The organism is Leptolyngbya cf. ectocarpi LEGE 11479, assembly GCF_015207065.1.
Taxonomy (GTDB): domain Bacteria; phylum Cyanobacteriota; class Cyanobacteriia; order Phormidesmidales; family Phormidesmidaceae; genus Leptothoe; species Leptothoe ectocarpi.
In genome coordinates this window covers 1-9,338 of sequence record NZ_JADEXP010000258.1, presented here as the reverse complement: position 1 = coordinate 9,338, position 9,338 = coordinate 1, and the positions used below count along the sequence as shown (strand labels likewise).

General features: G+C 52.2%; 8 protein-coding genes. 2 read left to right on the top strand and 6 right to left on the bottom strand.

Annotated features, from left to right (window positions below; all coding sequences use genetic code 11):
• Positions 1-150: 150 nt before the first annotated feature.
• A complete protein-coding gene (locus IQ260_RS21930; protein WP_193995221.1) occupies positions 151-327 on the top strand; it encodes a hypothetical protein in 177 nt (58 codons plus the stop codon).
• A gap of 124 nt (positions 328-451) precedes the next feature.
• Here the strand turns inward: IQ260_RS21930 and IQ260_RS31920 are convergent, their stop codons facing one another.
• From IQ260_RS31920 to IQ260_RS21915, 3 genes are all read right to left on the bottom strand, one after another.
• Positions 452-640, bottom strand: coding sequence for a hypothetical protein (locus IQ260_RS31920; protein ID WP_228016338.1), 189 nt, complete (start codon positions 638-640; stop codon positions 452-454).
• 52 nt (positions 641-692) lie between these two features.
• Entirely contained in the window at positions 693-1,733 is a 1,041-nt protein-coding gene (locus IQ260_RS21920; protein WP_193995220.1) for a permease, read from the bottom strand.
• Positions 1,734-1,813: 80 nt separating this feature from the next.
• Positions 1,814-2,191, bottom strand: coding sequence for an ArsR/SmtB family transcription factor (locus IQ260_RS21915; protein ID WP_193995219.1), 378 nt, complete (start codon positions 2,189-2,191; stop codon positions 1,814-1,816).
• A 239-nt stretch (positions 2,192-2,430) separates the two neighbouring features.
• Between IQ260_RS21915 and IQ260_RS21910 the strand changes: the two genes are divergently transcribed.
• Positions 2,431-3,318 (top strand): toll/interleukin-1 receptor domain-containing protein, encoded by an 888-nt coding sequence (locus IQ260_RS21910; RefSeq protein ID WP_193995218.1) that lies wholly within the window; start codon positions 2,431-2,433, stop codon positions 3,316-3,318.
• A gap of 16 nt (positions 3,319-3,334) precedes the next feature.
• Here IQ260_RS21910 and IQ260_RS21905 read toward each other — a convergent pair whose 3' ends face one another.
• From IQ260_RS21905 to IQ260_RS21895, 3 genes are all read right to left on the bottom strand, one after another.
• Positions 3,335-6,238 carry an NHLP bacteriocin export ABC transporter permease/ATPase subunit gene (locus IQ260_RS21905; protein ID WP_193995217.1) on the bottom strand — a complete coding sequence of 968 codons (2,904 nt, stop codon included), beginning with the start codon at positions 6,236-6,238 and terminating at the stop codon, positions 3,335-3,337.
• A gap of 56 nt (positions 6,239-6,294) precedes the next feature.
• Positions 6,295-8,484, bottom strand: coding sequence for an NHLP family bacteriocin export ABC transporter peptidase/permease/ATPase subunit (locus IQ260_RS21900; protein WP_193995216.1), 2,190 nt, complete (start codon positions 8,482-8,484; stop codon positions 6,295-6,297).
• A 131-nt stretch (positions 8,485-8,615) separates the two neighbouring features.
• On the bottom strand, positions 8,616-9,338 hold a 723-nt coding region (locus IQ260_RS21895; RefSeq protein WP_193995215.1), incomplete at its 5' end, for an arginase family protein.

Sequence of the window (9,338 nt, the reverse complement as noted above, 5' to 3'; positions counted from 1 at the left end):
AACCAGTACCCTTCTAGATTAATAGTGCTCATTTAATTCTCAGTCAGATTTTACCCTCCCATAGGTGGAAATTCAGAAGACTTTCCTATCTTGAATTCATCAGGGTTAATAACCCGAGGCTAATGCCTTTGTTGAATTGAGGTATATGAAATGAAACGCTTTGTATTATCTGCACTAACAGTTTTGATGTCCATGGGAGCAGTCGCTAGTGCCGCCAATGCTACCCAAGTCGGTCTTGGTAATCCCATCGCTGATTTAAACGAAGATGGCAGGGTTACGCTCCATGAGGTGGTTAACTACAACCGCGATCAGCGAGACAAGAGCTAGGAAGAGTTAACGGGCTACCGTTGCAGATGCTCACAGAGGCTCGATCTATAAAATCTGAGGGCCTGAGCAAATGACCTGCTCAATCAGTAACGGTATCTCCTTGCTAAGCAATGACCATCCTTGCTTAGGTGAGGGCCTTTTTCGCTGTTTCTTCTAGCTGTTTGGCAGCGGTGACTTTGCGTTCGCTGTAGCGATCAGTAAAGTCATCCACCTTACTAATACGGACGACTTCTTCTGCTAATAGGCGGCTATAGGAGCGTTCGCGTAGGGAGCCGTAGATAAAGAGAATCCGGGGTTTGTGGTCAAAAGCCATGGGTTAAAGAAGATGTAGTATGTAGGACTTCTGGTGGTAAGCTCGATATGCTTTAAAACATCACACTATAGGCTAACCCTGCGGTCACCGAGCCCATAAAGGCAAAGCCTAAATAGGCCAGAAACACCGGACGGCGGGCCAGGGCGAACACCGCAATCATCGCCGGAATACTGGTGGCACCACCGGCTAACAAAAAGGCCATCCCGGCACCGGGGGCCATCCCCTGGTTAACCAGCCCTTCCACCAGGGGCAGGGCCGCATACCCATTCAGATAAGCCGGAATACCTACTAAAGCTGCGCCGACAACCGACAACAAACTGCCATCACCAGCAATGGTCTGAATCCAGGTATTGGGCACATACACCAGCATTAAGCTCTCTAACACAAACGCCAGGGCTAGCCATTTACCCAAAAACCAGGCATTCTTGCGCGCCCCTTGCCAAAACTTCTGGCGACGCTCCGCCACAGGCCAAAACTTCCACACAACAGGCTGAGGATTTCGTACACGACTGCCGCCACAGCCGCCATTGCTGGCCTCATCTCGCAACGGATTTTTAAAAGCCGCCGTGGCGATGCCCGAATTTATCAAAGCCAGAGTACCAAACCCACCCAGCAGACCAATCGCGACAGTGGCCAGGGTTTTAGCAATGGCAAAGTGTAACCCGAGCGTGCCCACGGTAAGAATAAACATGGACGGATCCATCAGTGGGGACGACAGCCAAAACGCCATCACCGCCGCAACCGGCACCCCCATGGAGAGCAGGGCGGCAATCAGTGGGATTACACCGCAGGAGCAAAACGGAGAAAAGGCTCCAAATAATGATGCTACAAAGATCATGACCGAAACACGACCCTGGAATGCCTTAGCAATCAAATTATCGGCACCGCTGGCCTGGGCATAGGCAGCAATCCCGATAGACAACAGCAAAAAGGGAGAAACCTGCACCAGGTTCTGGACCGTGAAGCCTAAGCTGTCGGAGACCTGGGTGGGTACAAAAATAGCCAGGGCAAGAAAGATCAGGGCAATGGTGATAAAGACCTGATCTAGCTGTCGGACACTGCGGTTAAATCGATGGAAAACAGTTGAAGTCATAATGAAAGCCCTTCGATATTTCGAGAAATATCAAAATAAAGATCAAAACCATTCATGAGCATTACCCCGCGAAGAAAAAATTAGTCTGGACAATCAGGACAGGGGTGTGATGTAGCGACGTCAATTAACTCAAAGGTTTCAGGATCAACAACGCGATTGCGGGTACAGCATTCCTCAAAGAGAAAATCAATCAAATACTTGAGGGCATTGGACTGGACGCTGTACCAAATCCACTGGCGATCCTTCTGGGCCTGGACAATACCCACCTGGCGCAGTTTGTCTAGGTGGTGAGACAGCGTTGGTGCCGTAATCCCTAGTTCCCGTTGAATTTCACCTGCGGGCAATCCCTTAGGATAGGCGGATAGGAGTAACCGCACGATATTCAGTCGCGAAGGCTGCCCCAGAGCCGCAAAGGCTGCGGCAATGTCTTCAACGGAACGAGATTGACTGTCTAGCATATTTCGATGATTATCGAAATACCAGAAATTGTCAAGGATGTTTTTAGTCTGCTTCCTCAGTTGGAGACTCTAATCGAGAGGCGACATTGACGGTGTCACCAAAAATCACTGACTAAGGTACGACCGGTCGTACCTTAGTTAAGACGTTGAACTCAGGGGAGTCTTAGCGATTGGTTTACCGCTAATATCTATCCTACTCAAGGTAATATTGGGGAATTCTGGCATAGCTAACCTGCACCATGGGCAAACCTGGGTCAATTTTTATTTCCTATCGTCGTAGCGATAGTATCGCTGAAGCAGGTCGTGTCTACGACAAACTGGTAGAGGCGTTTGGCTCAGAACGCATATTCAAAGATGTTGACAATATTCCCTATGGCGCTGACTTTGTGGAATATCTAGATCAGGCTGTTGCCCGGTGTGATGTTCTGATTGCGCTAATGGGGCGGAGCTGGTTAACCGTGACTGACTCCCACGGAAAGAGACGGCTAGACGATCCCAATGACTTTGTCCGGATTGAAATTGCTTCGGCACTCAAGCGAGACATTCTGGTACTTCCTGTTTTGATTGGCGGGGCAACAATGCCAGGACCCAGTGATTTGCCAGACGATCTGCAGTCTCTCGCTCGTCGTAATGCGGCCCAAGCTCGCTATGATCCTGACTTTCACAGTGATATGCGGCGTATTGTCACTAAGCTAGAAGATTATTTTGCCGACCGTGGTATTACAGCAACATCCGGTCACAACACTTCTACTTCTCCTGCACAGCCCACGCCTAACACTGTTGGAATTCGGGTATCCATGATCCTCAGTGGTGTCAGCGGTGTGTTTGCTCTATACGATAGCATCAGTGGCATCGGCACAGCGGCGGGTGGGGTTGTTGCGGCTTTGCTTTTTGGCTCAGTTGCTATTTTAATGACTCGAAAAGTGTGGGCTTGGGGAAGTGCGATCGCAATCCAAGTCTCTGCCTTAATCGTTTTTAGCGCAGAGCTAATGGATGTTTTTTCTGACTCTTACCAAGATAGCGAAGTATCGCTCGATGACCTGGCAGTAATTATCCCTGTTATGGTTCTAGCACTGATCACCATTGTGATTCTGTTATCACCAAAAACACGTCGCAATTTTAGCTAGCTTCCCCTGCTAGGCTCTAAGCCAGCTGTCGCTTGATGAGTTCAGCAAACACACCAGGCTGTTTAGCCAACTCATCAAAGCTGCCCACTTGGACAACCCGCCCGGCCTTAATCACATAAATCCGGTCAGCGTTGCGAATAGTACTCAGACGGTGAGCAACTACCACACGGGTTACGTTGAGCTGGTCGAGACTCTCACTAACGATTGCCTGGGTTTTATTATCCAGGGCACTAGTGGCCTCGTCCAACAGCAACAGTTTTGGATTTAGCGCCAAGGCCCTGGCAATGATCAACCGCTGCCGCTGTCCACCAGACAGGTTGCCCCCACCTTCACTCACAACCGTGTGTAGCTGCATCGGAAAGTTGCGCACATCCTCAGCAAATCCTGCCATCTCTGCCGCTCGCCACGCATCATCCTGGGTGATCAGCGCCCCCCCCGAAATGTTTTCAAAAATCGACCCGGAGCTGATGTGTCCATTTTGTAGTACTACCCCCAGCTGCCGCCGCACAGCGGTTAAATTTAACCCGGCCATGTCTCGACCGTCATAGTACACGGTGCCCGAATGGGGATTTTCAAATCCTAGCAGCAGTCGCAGCACCGTTGATTTACCAGACCCGGACGGTCCCACCAGGGCAATAAACTCTCCAGGTTTGGCTTCTACGGTAACGTCGTTGAGAATCAGCGGGCCGTCGTCTCGATAGCGAAAGGTGACCCGATCGACGCAAAAGGCACCCGATAGCTGCCCCGGATCGGTCTTTTCAGTGGTGACCTCGGGCGGCGCTGCGAGGATGGGTTGCGATCGCATCCACAGCGGAATCACATCCATCACATCGATCATGGTCAAACTCAGATTAGTAATGCCGCCGATAAAGATGGCAAAGGCCGCATTAAACGCTAAAAATCGACCTGTTGTCAGCTCAAACGGTCCCACCAGCGTGCTGGCGACCCAAAATAGGGCAATGGTTGTCACCGTCGGAATGATCGAATTAAACACATTGACCGAATCCTCGAGTTGCTGGGTGCTGAGTTCTATCTGCAACAGTCGCCGGTACTTATTACCCCATTGGGCAAACGCCCTGGACTCCGCCCCCGCAATCCGTAGTTTCGAGACACCGTTAATCAGCTGTACCATCAGTCCATAGAGTTCTCCTCGCAGCTCCAACATGGGTCGCTGTTTTTTTAGTAACAACGCCCCAGAGGTAACCGTGACCGCCATAATGAGCAGTGCCACCACCAGGGCCAACGTCGCCAGTTTGCCACTGTAATAAAACAACAACCCCAGGTTCAAGACCGCAAACGTCCCAGACAAAATCGCATCCAAGGCTGAGCCGCTGAGCAACCGCCGAATGGATGTAATGCTCGACACCCGCGATAGCAAATCTCCCGTGGCATAGTCCTTAAAAAACGACGTGCGCAGCTTTAACAATCGGTCCCACACCGCCGCCTGGAGCGCCACATCGGAACCAGTTTCCAATCGCATGGTGGTAATCGCCTGCACCAGCTGAAAACTAGCGCGACCAATGGCCACAGCCACCAGTGCCAACCCAATTTGCAATAGCAACCCCTCACTACCAAAGGGAATGGCATCATCCACCAGCACCGCCGTCATCTGGGGTAGGACCATCCCCAGCAGAGTGACGACGACTCCGGCGAGACCAACCACCGCTAGATCTCGCTGTCGTCCCTGAAATGCAAACTTAAGCAAATCCCAGGCCGTCAGATGCCCCTCGGGCAAAGGCCGATAAAACATAAACGCCACTGGCTCCACCGTTCTGGCCACGGTTTCATTGACAGCCACTCGCCTGCCGGTAGACTCCAGGAGTTCATAATGGGTCTGGCGCACCGGTATCAGCGCTACCGGACGGTGCCCGTCCTGGGTATAGGCCACCAACGGTCCTGCATCCTGTCGCCACCAGCGCCCCCGCAGCAACACCTGCCGTAGTCGTAACTGAGAGGCTCTGGCAATGGCTTCCAAGGGTTCCTTTACCTGTTGCGCCTGTTCAGACTCCGCTGGCGGCTCAATTTTCACTCCCAGGGCATGGCCCACCGCTCCCGCTACCCTCAAAAGCGGTGTCTCTGCTAGCAAAAAGTCACCTGCACTGGGTTGCAAAACGGAGACTAGTCCCTGCAGCGTTGTTTGAGTAACTTCCTGATTGAGCTGTTGCCGAGCCGTAAACTGGTCTTCTCCTCGCTGGCGATCCATTTGCCAGCCTTCATTAATCACCTCCAAAGCGTACTGGTGAAACAGATTTAACCCCTTAACAAAGTCTTTGTAGGAACTCTTTGAGCACAGCTGTTCAGCTGATACGACATCTAGCGCCACCGGCTGATCTTGAGCCTGCACCCAGGTAGTCCTCGCAATGGGAAATAATGGAAAAGACGGTTCCAGTACAAATCGCTCCCCGTCTAACCAATAGGCTGGGCTATTCGTTGGTCTCACCCACATCATTGCCGCTTTGGGACTATATCCACCCCCAGGCTCCAGACTTACCGTGCCAACAACTTCAGATACTTCTGCAATCGATCTGCCAGGAAATCCTTTGATCTGGGTCAGTTCACCTACCCAGCGCTCAACCTGTCTGAGCAACGGTATGGTCACATGGCCACAAATGCCCCCCTCACCGTTGGCATCCGCGTCCTTAGCTATGGGTTCGATCTCACTGGCCTCAAACGCCACTGCCACAAAGGCCAGATCGCAGGTCCGGGCCTCAGTCCCAATCATCAAGTCGCCAACGTCCACTGTCCACAGATAGCGGCGTTCACCCACGGGTGCCCCATCTTTCCAACCGACAGCGAAAATGCCTAGACGACCAGACTTAACTCGCCACAGTCCAGAAGATAGCAGCGGAAAAACACCATTACTGTCAATAGCATGAACATCAGCGGTGTTAAAGGTGCTTTGTGAATCTGCAAGAACCATAGAGTTTAATGTGCGATATATGCGGTGTTAGATTTTCGATTAATCATTCTCTGCTCTCACGACGCAACTGCCAGTGCCGTCCCCGAACTGCGAATTAAATCGCCATAGTGACCGGCCTGCTGCCAAAGCTGTTCATGGTTCCCTCGCTGTACCACCTGGCCGCGCTCCAACACAATAATCTCATCCGCATCTCGAATTGTGCTCAATCGATGCGCCACAATAATGCACGTACATCCCCGCCGCCGCAGATTCTGATCAATAATTTTTTCGGTCTCCGTATCTAGGGCACTGGTGGCCTCATCCATAATCAAAATTGATGGATTATTGACCAGTGCCCGCGCAATCTCCAACCGCTGCCGCTGGCCTCCGCTCAGGTTTTGTCCTCCTTCCAACAGGTTGGCGTCATACCCATAGGGCATGGCTAAAATGGCTTCCTCAATCGCCGCGTCTCGGCAGGCCTGCTTTAGATCCTCATCGGGCACCGTATCGTCCCACAGGGTGAGATTATCTCGCACGCTACCGGCAAACAACAGAATGTCCTGCTCCACCATGGCAATGGAGTTGGTCAATGTTGCCTGGGAGATCTCTTGTCGGGGTCGACCATCAAAACAAACATCACCACTTCTCGGCTGATAAAGCCCCGCAATCACCCGAGCCAGGGTGGACTTACCCGAGCCGCTACCCCCGACTAGCGCTATCCGCTGCCCTGGTTGAATCGTTAGATTAAAGTCGTCAATGAGGGGGGGATCTAAGGGGCTATAGCCAAAGGAAAGATTACGAATCTCCACTGCTCCTGACAGCCGGTGATGATTGGCCGCTTCTTCTTCCTCAGACACATTGTGTTTACAGTGGTTGCAAAAGGCCAGATCGGTCTCATTTTCCAGCACATCATCTAGCCGATCGAGATTGCCCTGCAGCGTTTGCAAGGTGCCCGCAAACTGCACTAGTGCATTGACCGGTCCCTGGAAACTTTGCATCAGTAGCTGAAACGCCACCAGCATACCGATGGTGAGACTCCCGTGGATAATTCGCCAGCCGCCAATGATGAGTAGCGATAGGGTGGCCAGGGTGGACAGTAGCGACGGCAGTAAGCCGATAACCCGATTAGCTAGTCCCAGGTTCTGTTGAGCATTGACCGCTTTGGTGTGGTAACCTGCCCAGCGGGCAAAAAAGTCCGATTCTAGACCGCCTGCCTTGAGGGTTTCCATCCCCTGTAGTCCAGCTACGGCAATGCCTGAGGCTTTGCCGTATTCCTGCACCAGTCGCAGGTTGGCATCCTTACGCTGTCGGGATACCCACTGCAACACGCCGACATTGATGATGGCGAAGGAGATGACAATAATGGTGAGGGGAATGTCGTACTGGAGCATTGCGATCGCATAAAACACGATCATCACCGAACTAATAATCGTCGTTGTCAGTCGCCCTGAGAGCACATTGGCCACACTGTCATTCAGGCTAATGCGACCGCTAATCTCCCCCGCAAACCGCTGGGCATAAAACCCCACCGGCAGCTGCAGCACATGCCACACAAACTTGCTCGCCATTCCCACCGCCAGCTTGATCTTGAGCGCCCGCAAATAGCGCAGCTGCAGCGCGGTTAAGATTCCCTGCACCACGACTATTAGGGCAATCCCCACCAGCACGTAGGGCAGCCAGTCTAGACGCTTGGCCAGCAAAATATTGTCAATGTAAATCCGGCTAAATGCCGGTAGGGCCAATGTGGGCAGCACCAGCAAAAAGCCCGTTAACGTACAGTAGAGCAGCGCCCCCGACGACCCGGCCAATCGCCGCACCAGGGAACCCACCACATTCGGTTTACGTCCCCCCGGCTCAAAGTCATCCGCCGGCTCAAACGTCAGCGCGATCCCCGTGTACCCTTCATCAAATTCCTGCTGTGTTACCCGGCGCGGACCGGTGGCCGGGTCGTTGAGACGCACATGGTTGGCCTCAAACCCATCCACCACCAAAAAGTGATTGAAGTGCCAAAATACAATAAAGGGCGGCTTTAGCTGTCTAAGGCTTTCCAGGCTTTTCTTAAACCCTTTAGCTTGTAGCTTGTATGTTCGAGCGGCCTTGAGCACATTGGCCGCGGTCACCCCATCCCGTGATACCCCGCAGGCATGGCGCAGCTCCGCCAGCGGCACGTAGCGACCATAGTGCCCCAGTACCATACTGAGAGCGGCAGCACCACATTCCACCGCCTCCATTTGCAAGACCGTTGGCGAACTAACCCGATGCGCCATTCACAGACTCCTCTAGGTAAACACTCAAAGTAAACACTCAAACCCAGTTTTAACTGTTCAGCTTCTATATGAGCAGTATCTAAACCAGCATCGGAATAAATGATGAGAAAACGTTGAGAAGTCAATACTTCTTAACTTGGTACAATTGTCATAAAGCTAAACAATTTATACAGAATACGGGCACTGACATTGCCATCCCACTCATGATTGCCCGTCTCACAAATATCGCCGCCAATGATGCGACGACCGCTGCGGATCACCTCGCGCCACAGACAGTAAACGTCCTCAAGGTTTAAACCACCGGGAACAGGCGTGCCCGTGTGGGGGCATAGTTTCGGATCTAGACCATCCACATCACAGCTGATATAGACATGCTCTGGTAGATGACTGACAATGTCTCGACACTGCTGTAGCCAGTTTTGTCCCCCATAGGCGGCCTGTTTTAGCTGGGTATCTAGATAGGTGACAATCCGGTCATCGGACTGCTGGATTAGCGCCATCTCACCGTGGGAGATATCGCGAATACCCACCTGCACCAGCTTAGAAATTTGGGGCAGCTGCATCGCATTAAACATAATCGAGGCATGGGATTCTTGAAATCCTTCATAGGCGTTACGCAGATCGCCATGGGCATCCAGATGGAGAATACCAAAACTGGAATATTTCTGAGCTAACGCCTCCAGCCCCCCCAGGGGAACACTGTGGTCACCGCCAACGATGATGAACTTTTTTTGATGCTCCAGGGCGGTCTGGGCTTGTTCGCTGACCCACTGGCTCATGGTGCGACAGCCTTGGTTGACACGCTCGAGGGTTGCGGCTAAATCGGGATTGTCTGCGGGGGTAATGCCCTGTTC